The following is a 19,982-nucleotide window of genomic DNA, read 5'->3' as shown; positions in this document are numbered from 1 at the left end:
CGATGACCCGGGTCGTCTTCCTGCTGGTCCCGCAGCTGCACCTGCTGGACCTCGCCGGGCCGGCCCAGGTCTTCTCCAGCGCCGCCGACCTCGGTCTCGACTACCGACTGCACTACGTCGCCGAGCGGGAGCAGGTGACCACGGTGCAGGGCGTACCCCTGGTCGCCGACACCCGGTGGCCCGAGCTGGCCCCGGACGACCTGGTCATCGTGCCCGGTTGGCGGCCGGCGGCGCACGGGCCGCAAGGGCCGGTGTCGCCCGGCGACCTGCGGCGGCTGGCCGAGCACCATCGCGCCGGTGGCACGGTGGCCAGCATCTGCGCCGGGGCATACGCCCTCGGGCGGGCCGGGCTGCTCGACGGTCGACGTTGCACCACCCACCACGAGGTGCAGGACGACCTGGCCCGCCGGCACCCGGCGGCCCAGGTCATCCGCGACGTCCTGTACGTGGTCGACGACCGGGTGGTCACCTCGGCCGGCATCGCCAGTGGCATCGACGTGGCGTTGCACCTGGTGGCCACCCGGCATGGCCCGTCGACCGCCGCGAAGATCGCCCGCACGCTGGTCGTCTACGCCCGCCGCAACGGGCACGAGCAGCAGGCCAGCGCGATGATGCGGCACCGTTCACATCTGTCCGACTCGGTGCACCGGGTGCAGGATCTGATCGACAGCCGGTACGCCGAGACGCTGCCACTGGCCGAGCTGGCGGCTGCCGGCGGCCTTGCGGAACGGACGCTGACCCGGCTGTTCCGCGCGGCCACCGGGCTCACCCCGCTCGGCTACCAGCAGGTGCTGCGGGTGGAACGTGCCGAGCACCTGATCGGCCACGGCACCACAGTGGAAGCCGCTGCGCGGACCGTCGGCTTCAGCGATGCCCGGATGCTGCGCCGCCTGCGAGCCCGCGCCACGAGCTCGGCTCCGGCCCCGAGCGGTAGTAGTCGTCCCGGGAGTGGAACTCCACCGGCAACGAGCCGGGCAGCGTGACCCGGGTGGCCCCGGCGAGCAGGGCGGGGCCGGCCCGCAACAGCAGCACGTCGCGCTCCTGAGCTGACAGGTCGACCAGTTCAGGTCGGGTGAGCCGGAACGTGGCGACCGCCCGGCGGACCTGCCGGGCCAACGCCACGACCTCTCCCGCCGGACCGCCGAGGGCCAACGCCGGCTGTTGAATGGTGCGCAACGCGTCGCAGACGATCAGCAGCTGCGACGGCTCGTCCTCCTCGGCGACCGGCAGCTCCAACCGGGACGGCCACTGCCACCGGATCTGCCCACTCATCAGGCCGCTCAGCCGTGCGGATGGCCGCGTTCGGGGCAGGTCGTCGGCGACCAGCGACAGGTGGGAGCCGATGCCCACCCAGCAGATCCGCTGGTCGGTGACGGTCACCGCGACGGGCTCGGGTAGCTGCCAACGGCGCCGTGTCTCGCTCGGCCCGAGCAGGTAGCCCGCGACCAGCAGACGGTGGCGGGCGAGGACCCGTTCACCATGTACCGGACGCAGGTTGTAACGGCGGTCCAGGGTCGGCCCCACTTCGTCGTCCGGGGCGTCGAACCGGTGCGGACCGATGAAAAAGGGGGACGCGTCGGCGTGCATCGTCACGACCTCCCGATCAGCTGGCTGTGTGGTGAAGCCTGTCGGATCGCCGGGCCGCTGTCATGACGCCTGTTAGGGGGTCGGCCGGTCGTGCGCCGCGTGTGACCGGTAGATGCCGATCTCCTCCGGGCGGACGAGGCCGTCCTCGATCGCGCGGGCGAGTAGTGCCGCCTTTGTGGCGGCCGGCCGCCCCGCCCGGGTGTACTTGATCCGAGCACGGTCGACGTACTGCTTCACCGTGTGCTCGCTGATCCGCATCCGGCGCGCCACCGACGCCTTGGACATCGACTGGAACCAGAGCAGCAGCGCCTCACGTTCCTTGTCGGACAGCATCGGCCGGTCCGGTCGCGGGTCGCCGACCATGGCTCCGGCCAGCGCCGGCGGCACGTACGGGCGGTCGCTCGCGGCGGCCAGCACGGTCGCCACGCAGTGCTCCCGCCCCTCGTGCTTGGCCAGGAACGCCACCGCCCCGGCGTCGAGCGCGGCGAGCATGGTCTGCGGGTCGGTGTGCTCCGAATAGACCACCACCCGACGCCCGGCGGTGCTCAGCTCGGCCAACTTGTCCAACGCCATCCGCCCGTGCAGCCTCAGGTCGAGCAGGACGACGTCGGCGTCCGGCGCCACCCGCAGCACCTCGTCCGGGTCGTCGCCGGTGGCCAGCACGGTCAGCCGCGGCTCGGTGGCGAGCCAGGCGCGGACCCCCTCGACCACGACGGGATGGTCGTCGACGATCGCCACACCGATCGGCCGTTCGCCGGTCATCGCTGCCACCGGGTCTGCGCCCATCTGATGTTCCCGTCCCGTTCGTAGAGGTGCTGCACCTGCCCGTCGTCGTACTCCCCGGGTGGCGGACCGGTCGCCTCCGGCCCCTCCCGGTCCGGCGTGACCAGGCTGACCACCACCTCGTCCGGGCCGGAGACCACTGTCAGCCGGGCCCAGCCCTCGGCGTCGGCGAGGGTGCCGGTGAGCGGGTCGGCCAGCCGGCGTCGGATCTCCACCGGCAGCGGTGGCGGGGTCCCGATGGTGACCAGGTCGATCGGTAGGCCGTTGCGTTCCGCCAGGTCGGCGGCGGCCCGCAACTCGTGCAGCAGTGGGTCGGGCACGTCGTCCGACTCGGCGATCAGGCGGCGTAGCCGGGCGGCGGCCAGCACGCTGCGGCGCTGCACCTCCGGGTCGTTGGGGTCGGCCTGACCGGCGGCCAACTCCCCGAGCACCCGCCCGGCCGCCGAGCTGACCAGGGCGAGCCGGTCCCGACGGTCGCGGAGGCCACGCTCCGCGGCGTCGCGCTCCGCCGCCATAGTATGGCCGGCGGCCGAGACGGCGGCGCGTTCCCGCGCCAGCGAGACGATCGTCGCGCTGCCCACGAACACCGCCACCGGCAGCGAGAACGTGCCGTAGACGTACATCACGTAGCGGGCCACGTCGACCGGGTCGGGACCGTGCCCGAGCACGGCGACCAGCGCGATCAACGCGTGCGTGGTCAGCAGCGCGATCAGCCCCACGACCCGCCGACCCCACAGGGCCAGCACGAAGAACCAGCCGAGCGTGCCCCACACCCAGTTGGCCGCGGCGAACAACTGCCGCTCACCGACCGCTGCGAAGACGGCCGCGTCGACGGCGAGCAGCAGCGCGGCCAACGGCCACGGCGGCAGCGGTGAGCCGCGCAGCAGCCGTATCCCGGCCACCGCGCCGGTCACCGCGACCAGCGCCCACCCGCCGAGCACCACCACCGGCGCGGCGAACTCCGCGCGGGCGGACCACACCGCCGGCAGCCCGATCGCGACGTGCCAGGCCAGCGCGATGGCGACGGCGGCGATCCGGGCACCCCGGTCGGAGGCCTGCGCGACGGCCGCCGGCGCGGCTAGCCCCTCGGCGGAGACCGGCTCCCGGGGGGCCGGCAGGCTGGTCCGGTCCGGTGCCTGCGGTGCGCCGATGGTGTGCGCTGGCGCACCGAGGTCAGCCGACACCAGGCCACTCCAGTCGGATCCGGGTGCCGGTGCCGGGTGCCGAGTGCACGTCGGCCCGACCGCCGACCGCCGCCATCCGGCCGCCGATCGACTCGCGTAACCCGTACCGGTGGGGTGGGACGGTGGCCGGGTCGAAGCCGGGGCCGTCGTCGACGACCTCGACCACGACGCCGATCGCGTCCCGTTTCAGCCGCAGCGTGGCCCGCGCGCCCGGGGCGTGACGGACCACGTTGGACATCGCCGCGTAGGCGCTCTCGCCGATGGCGTCGGCAACCCCGGACGGGACCGCACACGACTCCAGGTCAAGGTGCGCCGGAAGCTCGGGCAGGCGGGCCGCCACCAACCGCAACCGCCCGTCCAGCGGCACCGGGCCGTCACCGGCCACCGGGCCGACGTCGGTGTGCGCGACGAGAGTACGCAGGTCGGCGGCACACCGGTCGCGGAAGGCGGTCGAGGGCCCGGACACCGCGCCCAGCCCGACCATGGTCAAGGTGCCGAGCACCGTGTCGTGCAGGTCGCGATTCTGCTGACGTTCCGCCTCGCGGGCGGTTCGCGCAACCAACGCCTCCCGGGTCAACAATTGATGCTCGACGAAGGCGCGGTCCGCACGGCCGAGCCGTCGACGCATCACCGCCGTCATCATCGCCGTGCAGGCGGTCTGCACCAACAGGGTGGCCGCGTGCGCCCGAGCCTCGGTGGGATTGCCGGCCGACTGCGCGCCGGTCACGTACGTGGCGACGACGAGCAGGCCGGCCGGGATGGACCAGCGCGCCGGGGCGGTGGCCTGGGTGTTGATCACCGTGGTGCTGGCCAGCACGGCGATCCAACTGCCCTCACCGGGCAGGACCCCGGGTGCCACCATGACGGGGATGAGCAGGCAGGTCACCGCGGTGACCGCGACGTCACCGGCGACCAGGCTGGGTGTGATCCCGTGGCGCAACGCGCGGTGCGCGTACCAGTGCGACCAGCCGGTCAGCGCGGCGACGCCGGGCAGCAACACGGCTGGCTCGACCGGCGGGGTCTGCACCGACAGGGCCACCGACGCGCCGACCAACCCGCAGGTCAGCCGCAGCAGCGCCGGCAGCGTGGTGAAGATGAGGCCGAATGCGCCGCCGGCCGGATTGTCCAGCGTGGGCGGCGGCACGGGCGGGGCGGCAACGGCCGGCATCGGGAAGTGTCCTTCCGACAACGACCCGGTCCGGGTCCGTGCGGTAGAGATCGACATCGGACAATAGCATGGCTGGTGTCGAACGTTGACCCCGTTGTGCGCAGAGTGTCGCTAATGTGTCACTCTGCGTTGCGGGGTTGGAGTAGGTCCCACCGGTTGCCGTAGAGATCGGCGAAGACCGCGACAAAGCCGTACGCCTCGTGGCGTGGTTCCTCCAGGAAACGCACCCCGGCGGCCACCATCCGGGCGTGGTCCCGGGCGAAGTCCTCGGTGTACAGGAACAACCCGACCCGGCCGCCGGTCTGGTCGCCAACCCGGGCGTGCTGCTCGGCGGTGCTCGCCCTGGCCAGCAGCAACGCCGTCTCCCGGGCGCCCGCCGGGCGGACCACCACCCATCGCGAACCGTCAGGTCGGGCGGTGTCCTCCACCAACTCGAAACCGAGGTCGCCGACGTAGAAGTCGATCGCCTCGTCGTACTCCCTGACCACCAGCGCGACGAGTCCCAGATGTGCCATCCGGTCATCATGCCGCCGGGCACGTCGCACCCGGTTGACGGCGTCCCCGCCGGTCGCCCGGATCACGCCGCAGCGCGCCGTCGCAGCGGCGGCTCGGGCGTGATCCACGCGCGTCTGTCAGGTGTCCTGGCGGGAACCGGTTGCGGCCGTGGGCCGTCCCATCCTCGGGTGGAGAGGTGGTGAGCCGGATGCGCTCGTCCCGGACCGTACTGGCGTTCGCACTGCTCGGCATGGCGCTGGGTGGCTGCGGTGGCACGACCACCGGGCCGGGCACGGCCGAGGAGCCCGGCCCGGCGCAGATCGTCGACTCGTGGACCTCCTGCGCCACGGCGGCACCACAGGCCGGTGCGGTGTTGTCGGTGCCGAACACGGCGACGCCGACACCGACCGCGCCCGAGCCGAAGATCGGGCGCATCGACCCCGCGTTCACCCCGGTCGCCGCCGTGCTCTGCGGGCGGGAGATCCGGCCGGGCGTCAACGGAGGCCAGGAGCAGACCGCCACGGAGCGACGCGCCGAGGAGATCGCACCGCTGCTCGCCGCACTGCGCCTGCCCAACGAGCAGGCCGACGGGGAGATCGCCTGCACCCTCGACATGGTCATCCCACCCTGGCTGGCACTGCTCGACGACCGGGGGCGCTGGCTGCGGCCGTACCTGCCGACAAACGTCTGCGGCAGGCCGCGCGCCGAGGTGAGCGACGCGCTCGCCGGGCTGTCCTGGACCACTGTGGACACCCGTACCGTCGGGCAGGTCGAATCCCCGGCGGCCGAGGCCGCCGGATGCGCGCAACGGTGGGCGGACATGGTGTGGGTGGAGACCAGCAACGGACGGCCCGGGCCACCCGCGCCGGCCACGTCTGCGGCCGCCGGGCCGCTGCGCCTCTGCGTCTACCAGGTGCCCGCGTCGCAACAGGGTGGCGGCAAGCCGGCAGGCGATTTCGTGTACGGCGGGCCGCTGCCGGCCGAGCGCCAGGCGGGCGTGCTCCGTGGGCTGGCCAACCGCCGGGCGGTGGCCGAGTGTCAGACCCCGGCGTCGCGCTTCGCGGTGCTGCGCCCGCTGGACGGCGCCGCCGGCCCCGACCGGTACGTGGAACTCGACGGCTGCCGACGCTTCCTGGTCGCGCCACCGGCGGGTGGAGCGCAGCTCGGTCAGGGCGACGAAGCGCTGGCCGCGTTGCTGGGGCCCGTCTGAGCCCGCTCAGCTCTTCGCGAGCCGCTCTCGTCCACGCAAAACGTCGTCGCGGCACGTCCCACGGCAGGGGAGTAGGGTGAAAACTCTGTAGCCCGTGCCCCTGAATGGGGCGGGGCGAGCCGGCGTCAAGAAATTGGCGTGGGTCCCAGGTCTGCCCCAGTGGGTCTGTGCAGCAGCCCGCCTAAGCGTGTGCTGCCATCCGCGCGCCCCTTGGCTCCGCTGCCGGGCAGGTGCGCCGGCCCCGAGGATCTGGTGCCCATGCCCCGCCTGCCGTCGGACCCTGCCAACGCATTCGCCGAACTCGGGAGCATCAAGCTCTCCGAAGTCGACCTCGACGAGGTCCTTCAACGGGTCGCCGAGCTCGCGAAACGCGTCCTGCCCATGCCGGTGGAGGTGTCGGTCACGTTGATTCGTGGTGGGGTCGGGCATACGGCTGCCTTCACCAGCGAGGTGGCCCGGGAGATGGACGAGCGGCAGTACGCCCAGGGCCGGGGCCCGTGCCTGGACGCCGCCGCCAGCGGCGATGTCGTGTCCGTCCCCGATCTCTCCACCGAGGACCGGTGGCCCGAGTGGGCAGACCGCGGACGGAAGCAGGGCCTGGGCAGTTCGGTGTCGATCGGCCTGCCGATCCAGGAGGCTGTCGTCGGAGCGCTCAACGTCTACGCGCACACGCCCGAGGCCTTCGACGACGACACAGTGACGGTGCTGGAGACGTTCGCCGCCTACGCCGCGGTTGCCCTGTCCAACGCCCAGCTCTACGACAGCACCGCGAACCTCGCCCGGCAGATGCGCGAGGCGATGGCCAACCGGGCGGTCATCGAGCAGGCCAAGGGCATCATCATGGCCGAGCGGCGCTGCGGCCCCGCCGAGGCGTTCGCAATCCTGGCGAAGGTTTCGCAGGACTCCAACCGCAAGGTCCGTGACGTGGCCCAGGCTCTGGTCGACCGGGCCGCCGGTCCGTCCCGGGCCTGACGATCATCCGGCCGTGCTCGGACGTGTGCGGGGCGAGACTTCGGGTAGGGCCGAGGGAACCCGACGAAAGGATTCCTCAATGCCGAGCACCACGATGCCAATGCTGGAGACGTACCCGAAGTCGATCAACCTGGACCGGGCGAAGCTTGCGGCGGCGATCGACGCCCTCAACGACTGCGCCCAGGCGTGTACGGCGTGCGCTGACGCCTGCCTCAGCGAGGACATGGTCGCCGACCTGACCAAGTGCATCCGGACAGACCTGGACTGCGCGGACATCTGCACCACCACGGCCCGGGTGCTGTCTCGGCACACCGGCTACGACGCGAACCTCAGCCGGAGCCTCCTGGAGGCGTGCGCCACGGCGTGCAAGTCGTGCGGTGACGAGTGTGCCCGGCACGCCGACATGCACGAGCACTGCCGGATCTGTGCGGACGCCTGCCGGGCCTGCGAGCGGGCCTGTCGGGACCTGCTGGCCACGATGAGCTGACCGCGGCGCGCGGTGCCGGGCGCCGAGGGGCGTCGGCACCGCTCACGCGGAAGGCTCGCTACCTCGACAGGGCGCGCTCCAGCTCCGCCTTCGACATCGACGAGCGCCCCTTGATGCCGCGCTGCTTCGCCTCGTTGTAGAGCTGCTCCTTGGTGCGACCCTTCGCGCCGCTGTGGGAGCGCTTACCGCCGCGGTGCCCGGACGACACGTCGTTGCGCGACGACCGGCTCGACGTGCGCGCCTCACCCGAGCGGGCCCGTTCCTTGTTCACCGTACGGGCCGCGATCTCCTTGGCCCGGCCGGCGGAGGCGCCCCGCTCCTGCGCGCTCTCCTTGATGTGCTCGTACTGCCGCTCCCTCTTGGGGCTTGATCCTGCTGGCATCGGTGCCTCCCGCAGCCGCTGTCGGGTGAGGTCGAGACCCGGCTCGCACACTCCGACGTGCGATCGAGGCATCCCAGGCCGGGGCGTCGCGCTCACGCTTCTGGGCCACGATGCCCAGTCACCACAGAGGTCAAACGAGTGCTGGGGACCTGCTTGCCCGACCGTCGCCCCCAGGCAGTAGACGCGACGGAGCAGGGTCGGCCGTCTCGGACCGCGCGCTGGACCCGATCCGGCTGCACGTTCTGAACCCCTCCGAGCGGCGTCGTATAGTTGTTGCCGCAGCCGACGCCTGTGCGTCGGCCAGTCAGCGTCCAGCAGCGGGCGCCGGGCTCGGTTGGCGAGCCTGTGCGGCGCCCCGTGTTCGCGGTGCGCCATCACCACGCGCGCTGCCGTCGCCTTCCTGCAACTGGTACGCGCCCCGGGCACGAGGACCTTTGACGTCATGGCACAGCAGCCCATTGATCCCAATGCGGCGATCTCCGAACTCGGCCAGATCAAATTTGGCGAGACCGACCTGTCCGGAGTGTTGAGCCAGGTCTCCGAGCTGGCACGCCGAACGATTCCCGGCGCGGAAGAGGTGTCGGTGACCTTGCTGAAGCAGGAGGGGGCGCACACCGCCGCGTTCAGCGGCGAGATGGCGCTACGACTCGACGAACTGCAGTACGAGTATGAGCAGGGGCCGTGTCTGGAGGCGGCGAAGGAAGCCGCCGTCGTGTCCGTCCCGGATATGTCCGAAGAGGTTCGTTGGCCGGAGTGGGCGGCCCAAGCCGTGCAGGGGGGAGCGCTCAGCTCACTGTCGATCGGGTTCCCGATCCAGGAGACCGTGCTCGGGGCACTGAACATCTACGGGGTCAAACCGGGCGCCTTCGACGACGACGCGGTCACCCTCGCGCAGACGTTCGCCGGGTACGCCGCCGTCGCCCTCGCCAACGCCCACCTGTACGACACCACAGCCACCCTGGCCGCGCAGATGCAGTCGGCCATGCAGAGTCGAGCGGTCATCGAGCAGGCGAAGGGCATCATCATGGGCGAACGCCGCTGCACCCCGGACGAGGCGTTCGCCGTCCTCGCGAAGGTCTCCCAGGACTCCAACCGCAAACTGCGGGACGTCGCCGCCGCGCTGGTCGAAAGGGCCGCCCGACCGTCGAGCCTCAAACGGGATCGCGGTGACGCAGGCCACCTGCCGTGAGCGCTCGGCTACGGAACGCTGGGGCGGCCCGCCAGCGTGCTGCCGGCTGAACTCGGCAACAGCGTACGGGTTGACTGGCGGTCGGCGGCCGTTCCTATTACCGTTGGGTTCGGGTCAAGACACGCGCCCTTCCTGTTACGAATCTCGACAGGAGGCGCAAGCCCCTATGACTGAGCGTTCCTGGCTCCTCCAGACCCACTTCGATCGGTCCCCGCCGGCAGTCAGCCAGGGGCTGGTCACACCAGCGACGCTCGCCATCCGCCAGGCGGCCCCTGAGGTGGAGTCCTCCGAGTTGTCGTTCCACGTGGCTCGCTTCACCGAGCCCACCGACCTGTCCGCGTCCATCTCCGCCGACCGGATGGTCGTCGCCCCGATGGGTTACGTCGACATGGACACCGCGCCACGCCTGGCGACGGCACTGTTCAACGCGGTCGACAGCCATCCCGAGGTCTGTTGCGACCTGAGCGGCGTCGGGTTCTTCAGCGCTGCGGGTGTGCACGTCCTCCTGCTGGCGCGCGACCGGGCGGAACAGGTCGGGTCTCGCTTCTCGGTCCGAGGCGCCAGCGGAGTCACCCTGCGCGTGTTGCGGATCACCGGCGTGGAGCCTCTGCTCTTCGACGGTGAACGCGGCTGAGAACCGCCGATCCGTGCGACCGGACGAGCTGCAGGCTCGCCATGTCGGAGGTCGCTGGTAGAAGGAGCACAAGCATTGTCGTGAGGGGGTCGAGCGTGGAGATTCGGGACGCGGCCAAGCGGTGGGCGACCGTGTGGGCGCACGGATGGCCCGCCAAGGACGTCGACGGCATCGCCGGGCTGCAAGCCGAGGACGGCGATCACTGGGCGTCGATGTTCCGGCCGTACCGGGGGCGTGGGGGGCTCCGCGCGTACCTGCGGGAGTGCTTCGACGAGGAGACCCGCCCGGCCGAGGTCTGGTTTGGCGACCCGCAGGTCGACGGCGACACGGCGAGCGTCGAATACTGGGCGGTCACCTACCCGAACGACCGGCCGTTCACCATCTCCGGCTGCACCCTGTTGCGCTTCGACGACGCGGGCCTGGTGACCGAGGCCCGCGACTACTCCCATGCCAAGGAAGGGCGGTTCCTGCCGCCCGCCAACCTGTTCGGGTGACGTCTCACGCCCGCGGCGACTGTCACCAGGTGTCCGGGCGGTCCAGGTCGCCGGTCGGCTGGTAGCCGCCGAGGACCACCAGGCCGTCCTCCTGAACCAGGCCCTCGGCTAGGTGCTCGTCATCGGTCAGCAGTCGGACGAGCCGGATCAGCGCCGATGTGCGAGCGAACGCGTACTCCTCGAACGTCACGCCCTTATTAGCGCGGTAGGTCGGCCGGCCCGTGGACACCCGCCGGGTGTTTCTGTCGGCCGCGCAGCGCCTGCTCGACCCGCCGGCGACGTTCTCAGCTGCACGGCCGACGGGACTACTCACGTCGGCAGAGAAAATCTTTGTGCAAAGAGCTAGATTTTCTTGCGGCTGTCGGCTAACGTTTCTCAAGTCGAAGACGGAGCAAGTAAAGACGCTGACGTAACCGTCCCGCACGAGGACGAAGGAGTGGGGCCAGGAAGTTCGTGGGCCCGCTCAGAAGTTGCGGGTGAGGCCGAGGCTCGTTCAGGGCTTCACCCGAGGCAAGCAGGGTTCGTCGCACGTGTCAGGGCCATGAAGTCGCGTGGGGCTCGGACACCGACGGACAGCAAGAGGAACGACAGAGGAAATCAGAGGCAAGGGAGGGCGTAACACCGTTGGATCGCCCGCTGCCACCCGTGGACATGGGCTGGGCGCGGACACCGCAGTATCCATCGAACGAAAGGTGGTCTCCGGTCACGCATACGCGATCCTCGCACCCGATGCCGTCATTGACGGCCGGTGTGGACAAGACAAGCCGACGTTCTGTCGGCAGATGGTGTTCCTGACCCACAACCCTTGGGCCCCGGTGCTTCCGAGCACCGGGGCCCTCGTGATGGAGGTTTGATGACCCAATCCGACGACATGCTTGACGACGAGGACTACCCCGCGTACACGATGGGCCGCGCCGCCGAGATCATCGGCTGCTCGCAGGACTTCCTCCGTCGGCTCGGTGACGCCAAACTTTTCGACCCGCAGCGCTCCAGCGGCGGGCACCGCCGCTACTCCCGCTACCAGCTCCGCCTTGCCGCACGAGCCCGGGAGATGTGCGACCAGGGCACCGACATCGCCTCGGCCTGCCGGATCATCATTCTTGAGGACCAGCTCGAAGAGGCCCTTCGACGCAACGAGCGCTACCAGCAGGGCTGAAAACACCCCACGCTGCGCCTCCCGCGCAGGTGACGCCGACCGCACACGGTCCCTCCCACCAGGGCAGGGACCGTTCGTCGTCTGCGGAAGGGTCTCGGTCCGGTGCCGCCCAGCTCAGAGCTGCTGGACGATCTGGATCGGGTTGCCGTCCGGGTCAGCCGTCCAGGCGATCAGCAGGCGATCGAGCCACCGGTGCGGTGCGGCCAGTGCGGGGCGCCGCTCGCCGTAAGTGCGGCGTACGCGGCGGCGGTGTCGTCGGTCCAGAGGATCACCGCGGCCCGCTGGCCCTGGGGCACCGGGTCGAGCCCGTGATCGTCGCGGGTGGAGGCCACCGAGGCGATGCCGATCTTGTAGCCGTCGAGCACGAGATCGATGTGGATCGGCTCGCCCTCGACTGGCACCCGGAAGGTCTCGGTGAAGCCGAGACCGGCGTAGAACTCGGCCGCGCGCAGAACGTCCTCAGAGAAGAGGATCACCTGCGGAGTGCGGAACATCGACACATCCCGACGCTATCAGCGCAGCGGAGTTGACGCCGGAGCGATGCTGCCAGCCCGCGGCAGATGCCAGGCACAGCACTGTTCTGCCAGCGGCTAAGACCGGCCCGACCGGGCTCGACGGTCGCTACAGTCCGGTCTCATGACGACGGTTACAACGCGTACGGTCGAGTATCCGGCCGACGGTTTGACGATGGTCGGGCACCTCGCGCTCCCGGCCGGTGTCGACCGCCGGCCCGCGGTGCTGCTCGGACCAGAGGGCACGGGGCTCAGCGACGTCGAGCGCCGCCGAGCCGACACCCTGGCTGAGCTGGGGTACGTGGCGCTGGCCTTCGACCTTCACGGCGGGCGCTATTTGGGCGACCCCGAGGAGATGCTGGCCCGTTGCATGCCGCTGCTCGCCGACCCCGACCGGATGCGGGGCATCGGCCACGCGGCGCTCGACGTGTTGCGCGCCGAACCGCGGACCGACCCCGACCGGATCGCCGCCATCGGCTACGGCACCGGGGGCGCCATCGGGCTGGAACTTGGGCGCGACGGCGTCAACCTGCGCGCGATCGGGACAGTCAACGGACTGATCACGGGCCGACCCGGCGAGGCGGCGCGCATTCGCTGCCCGGTGTGGGCCGGGGTCGGGTCGGAAGACCCCATCATGCCGCCCGCGCAACGGGACGCGTTCACCGCCGAGATGCAGGCCGAGGGCGTCGACTGGCGCCTCGTGGTCTACGGCGGCGCCTTGCACGCCTTCCACCACCCGCCGGTCGACCACCCCACGGTGCCCGGCGTCGGCTACCACCCACGACACGCGCAGCGAGCCTGGCGTGACGTCGTCGACCTGCTCGCCGAGTGCCTGCCCGTAACGGAGTGATCTGGGTCGGCAACCGCGATTCCGGGGCCACGGACCAGGCGATCGACCGCCGCCGGCTGAATGAATGGCCGTACGGGGGCCGTTGTGATCGACTCGACCGGGAAAGGCAGGTCGCTGACCTGGGACGATGGTGGTGCGCCCGGCAGGATTCGAACCTGCGGCCTTGGGATTAGAAGTCCCCTGCTCTATCCGCTGAGCTACGGGCGCGCGTGACGTGGATGTCGCGCCCAGAGGGTACCGCCGTCCTGCTGCCCGGCGGCGAAAAGGGTGCCCGCGTCCACGTTGTCGAGCAGGGTCTCATGTCAGCGGCCTGGTGGGCATCCGGGTTCCCGCGGACCGACCTGGCCCCGGACCGTACCTTTGGCTGGTGTTGCTGGATTCCGACGCCGAGAGCGACGTCGCCTACGAGCTGTGCCAGGTCGTCGGTCGCGCCATCCTGCCGTACCGGTCGTCGGACGACGACCAGCACCACGGCACCGCGTTCTTCTTCCAGGGCGGCGACGACCCGGTGGGGGAGTCGCTGTTGACGGCGGCCGACCTGGTCGGCACGCCGGGTGGTGAGCTGGGGCTGCGGACGAGCGTCACCGAGCCGGCCGGCGTCGCCCCGGCAGCCGTGTCCGAGGTCGGGATCGTGCCCGGCTGGGCCCGTTTTCCGGGCGACGGGGTCGCGGTGCTGCCGACCGCGGGCCTGCACCGGTTGGCCGGTGACGGCGGCTGGCGGTGGCGCGTTCAGCCGGTCCCTGCGGGGATCGCCGCCGGGCCCGAGGTGGTCGCCCGCCTCGGCGCCGACGCCGGTTCCGCTTTCGTGCTGGCCCATGGGGTACGCGAAGACGGGTCGCGTCCGCTGGAGGTCGCGATCGAGCGGGTGGTCCGCGACGGGGACGCCGTGCGGATCACCACGGAGCTGCCGCAGGGGTACGTCGGCGCGCCGGTCTTCGTCGTCCAGCTCGACTCCAGCGGGGAGCTGTCGCCGTACTGCCTTGGCCTGGTGCTGCCCGGCGTCGGCGAGCACCCGGTGGCGACCTTCGACCGGATCCGAGCCGTCCTTCCGGCGACGCCCGGCGACATCTGAGCCACGCGGCACCGTCTGAGCCACGCCCAGCGCAACGTCTGAGCCGCGCCCACTGACGTCACCCGTGCCTCGCGTCGCCCTCCCGACTGGTCAGCCGCCGGCCGGCGCGGCACCTGCCGTGTCGGCCGTGGACCGTCGGCTCTCCGGGAGCCCGGCCTCGCCGGTGGTCGAGTCGGTGCCGGTGGAGGCCTTGATGCTCGGTGGCCCGCCGCCTGCCGCAGGGTCGGCCGGTGCGGGGTCGGCGGTAGCCGGGGCGGCCGGCGCCACGTCGGTCGACCCGGGATCGGCGGTGGCCGGATCGGCCGGGGCGGTGGGGCCGGCGGCGAGGAACGCCTCGGCCCAGCGGCCCACCTCGTCGAAGACCTTCTTCCGGACGGCCGGGCCGGAGAGCGTGAGGTCGTGCAGCCCGCCGTCGAAACGGGCCAGGGTGACGTGCCGGCCGAGGCGGGGCGCGTACCGGACCATGTGCTCGACGTCCAGCACGGCGTCGGCCAGAGTCGCGTTGTCGTGCCACCTGGTGCCCCGGAAGGAGCGGGTCGAGCAGGCCAGCAGCACCGGCACCTGGATGTCCAGGCCGGCGCGCAGCCGGCGTTGACCAGTGCGGATCGCGTTCAGCCAGCCGGCCCGGACCGGGAACCCGGCCAGCGGCTTCCACGCCAGGTCATAGGTCCACTCGCCGCGGTGGTCGGAGTGGATGCTCTCGCCGTACACCGTGCCCAGCCCGAACGGCAGGATGCGGTGCGGCGCCCTGCGGCCCAGGCGGGAGACGGCGGCCGCGAGGGGTCGGCGCACCGCCCAGGGGGCGTTCAGGTCGAAGAACGGGCTGTTGAGCACCAGGCCGTCGACGGTGCCGGTGTCGCGGCGGGCGTCCGCCCAGAGCGAGAGGATCAGGCCGCCGGTGGAGTGGCCCATCGCCAGCAGGGTGTCGTGCCCGTCGTCGGAGCGGATGATCTCGGCGGCGGCGTCCAGCTCGGGAAAGTAGTCGCTGATGTCGCGGCAGAAGTTCGGGGTCTGGCCCGGGAGCAGACTGCGACCGTATTTGCGCAGGTCGAGCGCGTAGAAGTCCCAGCCCCGTTCGGCGAAGAAGTCGGCCAGGTGGGTCTGGAAGAAGTAGTCGACGAAGCCGTGCACGTAGAGGACGGCCCGCCCGCTGGGGCGCTCGGCGCGCCGCCGGACCAGAGTCGCGACGACCGGTCCCTCGTCGTCGGTGCCCAGGTCGATCGTCTGCCGCTCGTACGGCGGCCCCAACACGTCCGGTTCCACGGACGCGACGCTACGCCGCGAACCTACCCAGCGGTAGCCCGCGCTCTGGCTGGCTCCCGCGATCCTCGCCTGCCCCGCGATCCTGCTCCTGTTGCCGTGGCGCAGCCTCTGCGAGCTGCGTGCGCGGCCCGAAGGTGCAGGATCGCGGGGACGAGGCGTGGGTCAGACCGTTTCCGCGTCGGCGCGGCTCGGGTCGGCGGCGGGCAGTTGCTCCTGGCCGTCGGCGGGGTCCAGCTCACTCTGCGGCTGCGGGACGTCGCGCAGGTGCTTGTTGTGCCGGGGCTCCTGGCGGGTCTTGGCGTCGTTGAGCCGGCGGCGCAGGTCGTCGCGGACGTCGTTGAGCGCGGCGTGCAGGTCCTCCTCGGCGGAGGTGGTGACGATCTTCTGTCGGCCGGCGATCCAGCACTCCAGGGTGACCTTCTGGCCGCGGGCCTCCCGGTCCTTCACCGACACCTCGAGCTCGGTGGCGTCGGCGTGGAAACTGGCCAACCGGGCGTCGAGGGTGGCGAACTGCTCGGCGATCCAGTTGCGGTCGCCCTGCGAGAACCCGGCACCCACCCGCAGGCACTCCGCAACGGTGGCCGGGTTCGCCACGGCGCTCATCGCTGCGCCTCGGAGACGTTTGCGGAGCCGATTTCGGTGATCATCATGGCGCTGACCTCTCGTCGACGTGGAGCTGTCGGTGGTGCGTTGATCAAGTGCATACCCAGTTCGGGCAGCCCCGGAAACCGCCGACGTCGAGTCGGGCGGGTCGGGCGTACCACACGAGCGCGTGATCAGGGCGTTATCCACAGGTGCCCTCGTTGTCCACAGGTCGGGGGTGGGGCGCTGGTGATGGCCGCCCCCAGCGCAGAGGCTCGTTGTCGAGTCGACTCGCGCTGGCAGGCCCCAATCCCCCTGGAGGGACGATGTTCGACACCTACGTGACAATCGTCGGCAATGTGCTGACAACGCCCGAGTGGCGGCGTACCACCCAGAGCAACACCCTGGTGGCCAACTTCAAGGTCGCCTCGACCGCCCGACGGCTCGACCGCGACAGCGGTCGGTGGGTCGACGGCAACTCACTGCGCGTCCGCGTCAACTGCTGGCGCAAGCTCGCCGAGGGCGTGGCGGCATCGGTCATGGTCGGCGATCCGGTGGTGGTCTGCGGGCGGCTCTACACCCGCGACTGGACCGACGACGCCGGCAACCACCGCACCCTCTACGAGTTGGAGGCGGTCGCCCTCGGCCACGACCTGTCCCGAGGGCGGGCCCGGTTCCTACGTAACCGGCCCAGTGTCACGACCAGCACGGTGGAGGACGCGGAGGCCGAGAGCCGCGTGCACGGCGAGCCCACCGAGCCGGTCCCGGCCGGGCAGGCGCCCGTGCTGCCCGACGACCGCCCGCTGGACGATGACTTCGAGCTGCCCGACTACGCCGCGCTGCGCACCAGCCCGTTCGCCGACGGCCCGGTGGATGGTGATCTCGTCCCGAGCGGCGGGCGGATCGGGCCGGTCGACGTCCTGCCCGACCTCGACGACGACCTGCCCCTCCCACCCGAGGAGGACGAGGACAACGCTGACCTGGACGACGAGCTGGAGCCGGTGCCGGACGAGGGTCAGCCGGAGCCCGCGCAGTCCGGTCGGGGGCGGCGTGGCCGGGGCCGGGTCCCGCAGCCGGCATGACCCATCGGTCCGGCCCTCGCGGGCCGGGCGCCTGACGATCCCGTGCCGGTCGGGCGCCACGCCGATCGTCACCGCTCGGTGGCGGCTCGTCGGTCGGCGGTTCGGCAGCACCGCACCGGACGTAACGGCACGACGGGGGCGGGGTGGCGATGCGATCAGCGTCGTCACCCCGCGTGACAACAACTGAAGGGCCGGCCCGCCTGGCGTGCCACGAAGCGTCCTTCACTGGTGAAGCACCGTGGGCCGGGCTGGTTCACGGGTTGCTCGTCTAGGCTGGCCGGCCGGAGGTGGTGCGGGTGCGACGGACAGCGCCGGTGGCGAACGCGGTGGGGCTGCTGGCCGGGTACGCGCTCGACAGGCTGCTCGGTGACCCGCGCCGGTGGCATCCGGTGGCCGGCTTCGGTCAGGCCGCCGGAGCGTTGGAGCGCCGCCTCTACCGGCCGGACCGTACGGCGGGTGTGGCGTTCACCGCGCTGGCCGTGGGCGGGCCGGTGCTGCTCGGGGCCGTCGCCACGGCGGCCACCCGGCACCGACCGGTGGCCCGGGCGGTGCTCGTGGCCGCCAGCACGTGGACCGTCCTGGGCGGTCGCACGCTGCGGCACGAGGCCACAGTCATGGGTCGGACGCTGCGCGCCGGTGACCTTCCCGCAGCCCGTCAACGTCTCGGTCACCTCTGCGGACGGGACCCGTCGACGCTGGGCGAGTCCGAGTTGGCCCGCGCCACTGTCGAATCGGTCGCCGAGAACACGTCCGACGCGGTCGTCGCCCCGCTGGTCTGGGGCGCGGTCGCCGGTCTGCCCGGGCTGCTGGGCTACCGCGCGGCGAACACCCTCGACGCGATGGTCGGGCACCGGTCGGCGCGCTACGCACGGTTCGGCACTCCGGCCGCGCGGCTGGACGACGTGCTCAACCTGGTGCCGTCCCGGCTGACCGGGCTGCTCACCATCGCTGTCGCGCCCGTCGCCCACGGGGATCGGCAACGGGCCTGGCAGGTGTGGCGGCGTGACCGCAACGACCACCCGAGCCCCAACGCCGGCCAGTGCGAGGCGGCCATGGCCGGCGCGCTCGGCGTCCGCCTCGGTGGCCGCAACATCTACTTCGGGCGCTCCGAGGTGCGGCCGTTCCTCGGCGACGGCCCCCGCCCGGAGGCGCGGCACCTGAAGCGTGCCGCCCGGATCTCCGGCGCTGTCGGGTTGGCGGCCGTGGGGTTGGCGGCCGCGTACCCGGTGACCCTCGGCCGTCTGGTTGGCGCCGTGGGCCGGCGCGGGTTGGCCGCCGTGACCGGTGGGCGTGGGCGGTGAGCGGCGGGCTGCTGGTCGCCGGCACGACCTCCGACGCCGGCAAGAGCGTGCTCACCGCCGGGATCTGCCGGTGGCTGCACCGGCAGGGCGTGAAGGTGGCGCCGTACAAGGCACAGAACATGTCGAACAACTCCGCGGTGGTCGTCGGGCCGGACGGGCGTGGTGGCGAGATCGGACGAGCCCAGGCCATGCAGGCCGCAGCCTGTGGGCTCGCGCCCGATCTGCGGTTCAACCCGGTGCTGCTCAAGCCGGGCAGTGACCTGGCGAGTCAGGTGGTGCTGCTCGGCGAGGCCGTCGACACCATCACCGCCGGCACCTTCCGGCACCTGCGTCCCCGGCTCGCCGAGACCGCGTACGCGGCGCTGGCCGAGCTGCGGGAGACGTACGACGTGGTGATCTGCGAGGGTGCCGGCAGCCCTGCCGAGATCAACCTGCGGGCTGGTGACTACGTCAACATGGGGCTGGCCCGGCACGCCAACCTGCCCACCATCGTGGTCGGCGACATCGACCGGGGTGGCGTCTTCGCCTCCATGTTCGGCACCGTGGCGCTGCTCGACCCCGCCGACCAGGCCCTGATCGCCGGCTTCGTGATCAACAAGTTCCGAGGTGACCTCGGGCTGCTCCAGCCGGGGCTGGACATGCTGCGTCACGTCACCGGCCGTCCCACGTACGGGGTGCTGCCCTGGGCACTGGACCTGTGGCTCGACGCGGAGGACTCACTCGCCTACGGCCGTGTGCTCGGCCGCCCCGCCGCCCCACACGGCACCGAATGGCTGGACGTGGCCGTCGTCCGCCTGCCCCGGATCAGCAATGCCACCGACGTGGAGGCGCTGGCCACCGAGCCGGGTGTCCGCGTACGCCTCACCATCGAACCAGCCGAGCTGGCCGCCGCCGACCTGGTCGTCCTCCCCGGCTCCAAGTCAACCGTCGCCGACCTCGCCTGGCTGCGCGAAACGGGCCTCGCCGACGCGGTTGCCGCACACGTGGCGGGCGGCAAGCCACTGCTCGGCCTCTGCGGCGGCTTCCAGATGCTCGGCCGCGCCATCCATGACGCGGTGGAGAGCCGGCAGGGCAGCGTGCCGGGGCTGGGCCTGCTACCCATCGAGATCACGTTCGATCCGCGCAAGACCGTCCGGCAGTCGGTGGGCACCGCCCACGGTGGCCTTCCGGTGCGCGGCTACGAGATCCACCACGGGTACGTCTCGCACACCGACCCCACCCTGGCCCCGCTGCTGATCGGCGACGACGGTGTCGGCGAGGGAGCCGTACTCGGCGCGGTGCACGGCACGCACTGGCACGGGGCGTTCGAGTCCGACGGGTTCCGCCGGTGGTTCCTCACCGAGGCGGCTCGCCTGGCCGGCCGTACCGGCTTCCGGGTCGCACCGGCCACCAGCTTCGCGGCCGCCCGGGAACGCTCGCTCGATCTGCTCGGTGACCTCGTCGAGGAACACCTGGACACCGACGCCCTCTGGCGTCTCATCGAAACCGGGCCACCGGCGGGCCTCCCCTTCATCCCGCCCGGCCCCCCACCAACCACCACGCCGCCTCAGAACTAGCCCCCCAGCCTCCACCGCCGGCG

At 71.8% G+C, this 19,982-nt stretch carries 23 protein-coding genes and 1 tRNA gene; 13 read left to right on the top strand and 11 right to left on the bottom strand.

The genetic code is table 11. The features are described 5' to 3' along the window. The first annotated feature begins 2 nt into the window (after nucleotides 1-2). Entirely contained in the window at nucleotides 3-983 is a 981-nt protein-coding gene (locus AC3CF1_RS13265; RefSeq protein WP_354982280.1) for a GlxA family transcriptional regulator, read from the top strand. On the opposite strand, the gene AC3CF1_RS13260 is transcribed toward AC3CF1_RS13265, so the two are convergent. The 5 genes from AC3CF1_RS13260 to AC3CF1_RS13240 form a co-directional block, all read right to left on the bottom strand. Beyond that, the gene (locus AC3CF1_RS13260; RefSeq protein ID WP_354982279.1) at nucleotides 865-1,587 is read right to left on the bottom strand and encodes a hypothetical protein; all 723 of its coding nucleotides are present in this window, start codon (nucleotides 1,585-1,587) and stop codon (nucleotides 865-867) included. The genes AC3CF1_RS13265 and AC3CF1_RS13260 overlap by 119 nt on opposite strands. A 72-nt stretch (nucleotides 1,588-1,659) precedes the next feature. After that, entirely contained in the window at nucleotides 1,660-2,373 is a 714-nt protein-coding gene (locus AC3CF1_RS13255) for a response regulator transcription factor (RefSeq protein WP_088949813.1), read from the bottom strand. Beyond that, the gene (locus tag AC3CF1_RS13250) at nucleotides 2,346-3,521 is read right to left on the bottom strand and encodes a hypothetical protein (protein ID WP_488452077.1); all 1,176 of its coding nucleotides are present in this window, start codon (nucleotides 3,519-3,521) and stop codon (nucleotides 2,346-2,348) included. The genes AC3CF1_RS13255 and AC3CF1_RS13250 overlap by 28 nt, the downstream gene beginning before the upstream one ends. A gap of 22 nt (nucleotides 3,522-3,543) precedes the next feature. Continuing rightward, nucleotides 3,544-4,722 (bottom strand): sensor histidine kinase, encoded by a 1,179-nt coding sequence (locus AC3CF1_RS13245; RefSeq protein ID WP_488450577.1) that lies wholly within the window; start codon nucleotides 4,720-4,722, stop codon nucleotides 3,544-3,546. A 119-nt stretch (nucleotides 4,723-4,841) separates the two neighbouring features. Beyond that, nucleotides 4,842-5,237: a VOC family protein gene (locus tag AC3CF1_RS13240; RefSeq protein ID WP_488450576.1), complete on the bottom strand. Its 396-nt coding sequence runs from the start codon at nucleotides 5,235-5,237 to the stop codon at nucleotides 4,842-4,844. A 188-nt stretch (nucleotides 5,238-5,425) separates the two neighbouring features. Between AC3CF1_RS13240 and AC3CF1_RS13235 the strand changes: the two genes are divergently transcribed. The 3 genes from AC3CF1_RS13235 (at nucleotide 5,426) to AC3CF1_RS13225 (ending at nucleotide 7,886) form a co-directional block, all read left to right on the top strand. Next, a complete protein-coding gene (locus AC3CF1_RS13235) occupies nucleotides 5,426-6,427 on the top strand; it encodes a hypothetical protein (RefSeq protein WP_488450575.1) in 1,002 nt (333 codons plus the stop codon). Nucleotides 6,428-6,685: 258 nt separating this feature from the next. Next, nucleotides 6,686-7,399, top strand: coding sequence for a GAF and ANTAR domain-containing protein (locus tag AC3CF1_RS13230; RefSeq protein ID WP_488450574.1), 714 nt, complete (start codon nucleotides 6,686-6,688; stop codon nucleotides 7,397-7,399). 79 nt (nucleotides 7,400-7,478) lie between these two features. Further along, complete coding sequence (locus tag AC3CF1_RS13225; RefSeq protein WP_099848054.1) at nucleotides 7,479-7,886, top strand: four-helix bundle copper-binding protein; 408 nt, start codon at nucleotides 7,479-7,481, stop codon at nucleotides 7,884-7,886. Nucleotides 7,887-7,944: 58 nt separating this feature from the next. Here AC3CF1_RS13225 and AC3CF1_RS13220 read toward each other — a convergent pair whose 3' ends face one another. Next, nucleotides 7,945-8,268: a plasmid stabilization protein gene (locus tag AC3CF1_RS13220; protein WP_354982274.1), complete on the bottom strand. Its 324-nt coding sequence runs from the start codon at nucleotides 8,266-8,268 to the stop codon at nucleotides 7,945-7,947. 442 nt (nucleotides 8,269-8,710) lie between these two features. On the opposite strand from AC3CF1_RS13220, the gene AC3CF1_RS13215 reads away from it, so the two are divergent. The 3 genes from AC3CF1_RS13215 (at nucleotide 8,711) to AC3CF1_RS13205 (ending at nucleotide 10,585) form a co-directional block, all read left to right on the top strand. Continuing rightward, on the top strand, nucleotides 8,711-9,457 hold the full coding sequence (locus AC3CF1_RS13215; RefSeq protein WP_488450573.1) for a GAF and ANTAR domain-containing protein: 747 nt from the start codon (nucleotides 8,711-8,713) through the stop codon (nucleotides 9,455-9,457). Nucleotides 9,458-9,623: 166 nt separating this feature from the next. Next, the gene (locus tag AC3CF1_RS13210) at nucleotides 9,624-10,091 is read left to right on the top strand and encodes an STAS domain-containing protein (protein WP_488450572.1); all 468 of its coding nucleotides are present in this window, start codon (nucleotides 9,624-9,626) and stop codon (nucleotides 10,089-10,091) included. A gap of 95 nt (nucleotides 10,092-10,186) precedes the next feature. Further along, nucleotides 10,187-10,585 (top strand): nuclear transport factor 2 family protein, encoded by a 399-nt coding sequence (locus AC3CF1_RS13205; RefSeq protein ID WP_488450571.1) that lies wholly within the window; start codon nucleotides 10,187-10,189, stop codon nucleotides 10,583-10,585. Between the two features lie 22 nt (nucleotides 10,586-10,607). Here the strand turns inward: AC3CF1_RS13205 and AC3CF1_RS13200 are convergent, their stop codons facing one another. After that, nucleotides 10,608-10,814 (bottom strand): hypothetical protein, encoded by a 207-nt coding sequence (locus AC3CF1_RS13200; RefSeq protein WP_488450570.1) that lies wholly within the window; start codon nucleotides 10,812-10,814, stop codon nucleotides 10,608-10,610. 624 nt (nucleotides 10,815-11,438) lie between these two features. On the opposite strand from AC3CF1_RS13200, the gene AC3CF1_RS13195 reads away from it, so the two are divergent. Then, nucleotides 11,439-11,741 carry a MerR family transcriptional regulator gene (locus AC3CF1_RS13195; protein WP_099848045.1) on the top strand — a complete coding sequence of 101 codons (303 nt, stop codon included), beginning with the start codon at nucleotides 11,439-11,441 and terminating at the stop codon, nucleotides 11,739-11,741. A gap of 170 nt (nucleotides 11,742-11,911) precedes the next feature. Here AC3CF1_RS13195 and AC3CF1_RS13190 read toward each other — a convergent pair whose 3' ends face one another. Beyond that, a complete protein-coding gene (locus AC3CF1_RS13190) occupies nucleotides 11,912-12,235 on the bottom strand; it encodes a VOC family protein (protein WP_488450569.1) in 324 nt (107 codons plus the stop codon). Nucleotides 12,236-12,377: 142 nt separating this feature from the next. Here AC3CF1_RS13190 and AC3CF1_RS13185 point away from each other — a divergent pair, with 142 nt between their 5' ends. Next, entirely contained in the window at nucleotides 12,378-13,103 is a 726-nt protein-coding gene (locus AC3CF1_RS13185; RefSeq protein WP_488450568.1) for a dienelactone hydrolase family protein, read from the top strand. 131 nt (nucleotides 13,104-13,234) lie between these two features. Here the strand turns inward: AC3CF1_RS13185 and AC3CF1_RS13180 are convergent. Then, nucleotides 13,235-13,310: transfer RNA gene (locus AC3CF1_RS13180), tRNA-Arg, on the bottom strand. Between the two features lie 160 nt (nucleotides 13,311-13,470). On the opposite strand from AC3CF1_RS13180, the gene AC3CF1_RS13175 reads away from it, so the two are divergent. Then, nucleotides 13,471-14,175 (top strand): hypothetical protein, encoded by a 705-nt coding sequence (locus AC3CF1_RS13175; protein WP_488450567.1) that lies wholly within the window; start codon nucleotides 13,471-13,473, stop codon nucleotides 14,173-14,175. Nucleotides 14,176-14,265: 90 nt separating this feature from the next. Here the strand turns inward: AC3CF1_RS13175 and AC3CF1_RS13170 are convergent, their stop codons facing one another. Then, nucleotides 14,266-15,438 carry an alpha/beta hydrolase gene (locus AC3CF1_RS13170; RefSeq protein ID WP_488450566.1) on the bottom strand — a complete coding sequence of 391 codons (1,173 nt, stop codon included), beginning with the start codon at nucleotides 15,436-15,438 and terminating at the stop codon, nucleotides 14,266-14,268. Nucleotides 15,439-15,600: 162 nt separating this feature from the next. Further along, on the bottom strand, nucleotides 15,601-16,041 hold the full coding sequence (locus AC3CF1_RS13165) for an HPF/RaiA family ribosome-associated protein (RefSeq protein ID WP_099848037.1): 441 nt from the start codon (nucleotides 16,039-16,041) through the stop codon (nucleotides 15,601-15,603). A gap of 305 nt (nucleotides 16,042-16,346) precedes the next feature. Between AC3CF1_RS13165 and AC3CF1_RS13160 the strand changes: the two genes are divergently transcribed. The 3 genes from AC3CF1_RS13160 (at nucleotide 16,347) to AC3CF1_RS13150 (ending at nucleotide 19,959) form a co-directional block, all read left to right on the top strand. Continuing rightward, nucleotides 16,347-17,102, top strand: coding sequence for a single-stranded DNA-binding protein (locus AC3CF1_RS13160; protein ID WP_354982250.1), 756 nt, complete (start codon nucleotides 16,347-16,349; stop codon nucleotides 17,100-17,102). Nucleotides 17,103-17,398: 296 nt separating this feature from the next. Next, a complete protein-coding gene (locus tag AC3CF1_RS13155) occupies nucleotides 17,399-18,403 on the top strand; it encodes a cobalamin biosynthesis protein (protein WP_488450565.1) in 1,005 nt (334 codons plus the stop codon). Then, nucleotides 18,400-19,959, top strand: coding sequence for a cobyric acid synthase (locus AC3CF1_RS13150; protein ID WP_488450564.1), 1,560 nt, complete (start codon nucleotides 18,400-18,402; stop codon nucleotides 19,957-19,959). Before AC3CF1_RS13155 ends, AC3CF1_RS13150 begins: the two co-directional genes overlap by 4 nt. Nucleotides 19,960-19,982: the final 23 nt, after the last annotated feature.

The sequence above is a fragment of the Micromonospora sp. MGP-C2 genome (assembly GCF_057766525.1).
This window is presented reverse-complemented; position numbering and strand designations above follow the sequence as displayed.

Excerpts from the sequence above, each read along its gene's own strand:
- AC3CF1_RS13220 (WP_354982274.1), bottom strand. The coding sequence starts at position 8,268 with ATGCCAGCAGGATCAAGCCCCAAGAGGGAGCGGCAGTACGAGCACATC.
- AC3CF1_RS13240 (WP_488450576.1), bottom strand. The coding sequence starts at position 5,237 with ATGGCACATCTGGGACTCGTCGCGCTGGTGGTCAGGGAGTACGACGAG.
- AC3CF1_RS13260 (WP_354982279.1), bottom strand. The coding sequence starts at position 1,587 with ATGCACGCCGACGCGTCCCCCTTTTTCATCGGTCCGCACCGGTTCGAC.
- AC3CF1_RS13265 (WP_354982280.1), top strand. The coding sequence starts at position 3 with ATGACCCGGGTCGTCTTCCTGCTGGTCCCGCAGCTGCACCTGCTGGAC.
- AC3CF1_RS13245 (WP_488450577.1), bottom strand. The coding sequence starts at position 4,722 with ATGCCGGCCGTTGCCGCCCCGCCCGTGCCGCCGCCCACGCTGGACAAT.
- AC3CF1_RS13255 (WP_088949813.1), bottom strand. The coding sequence starts at position 2,373 with ATGGGCGCAGACCCGGTGGCAGCGATGACCGGCGAACGGCCGATCGGT.
- AC3CF1_RS13195 (WP_099848045.1), top strand. The coding sequence starts at position 11,439 with ATGACCCAATCCGACGACATGCTTGACGACGAGGACTACCCCGCGTAC.
- AC3CF1_RS13165 (WP_099848037.1), bottom strand. The coding sequence starts at position 16,041 with ATGAGCGCCGTGGCGAACCCGGCCACCGTTGCGGAGTGCCTGCGGGTG.
- AC3CF1_RS13215 (WP_488450573.1), top strand. The coding sequence starts at position 8,711 with ATGGCACAGCAGCCCATTGATCCCAATGCGGCGATCTCCGAACTCGGC.
- AC3CF1_RS13210 (WP_488450572.1), top strand. The coding sequence starts at position 9,624 with ATGACTGAGCGTTCCTGGCTCCTCCAGACCCACTTCGATCGGTCCCCG.
- AC3CF1_RS13225 (WP_099848054.1), top strand. The coding sequence starts at position 7,479 with ATGCCGAGCACCACGATGCCAATGCTGGAGACGTACCCGAAGTCGATC.
- AC3CF1_RS13235 (WP_488450575.1), top strand. The coding sequence starts at position 5,426 with ATGCGCTCGTCCCGGACCGTACTGGCGTTCGCACTGCTCGGCATGGCG.
- AC3CF1_RS13160 (WP_354982250.1), top strand. The coding sequence starts at position 16,347 with ATGTTCGACACCTACGTGACAATCGTCGGCAATGTGCTGACAACGCCC.
- AC3CF1_RS13230 (WP_488450574.1), top strand. The coding sequence starts at position 6,686 with ATGCCCCGCCTGCCGTCGGACCCTGCCAACGCATTCGCCGAACTCGGG.
- AC3CF1_RS13185 (WP_488450568.1), top strand. The coding sequence starts at position 12,378 with ATGACGACGGTTACAACGCGTACGGTCGAGTATCCGGCCGACGGTTTG.
- AC3CF1_RS13190 (WP_488450569.1), bottom strand. The coding sequence starts at position 12,235 with ATGTTCCGCACTCCGCAGGTGATCCTCTTCTCTGAGGACGTTCTGCGC.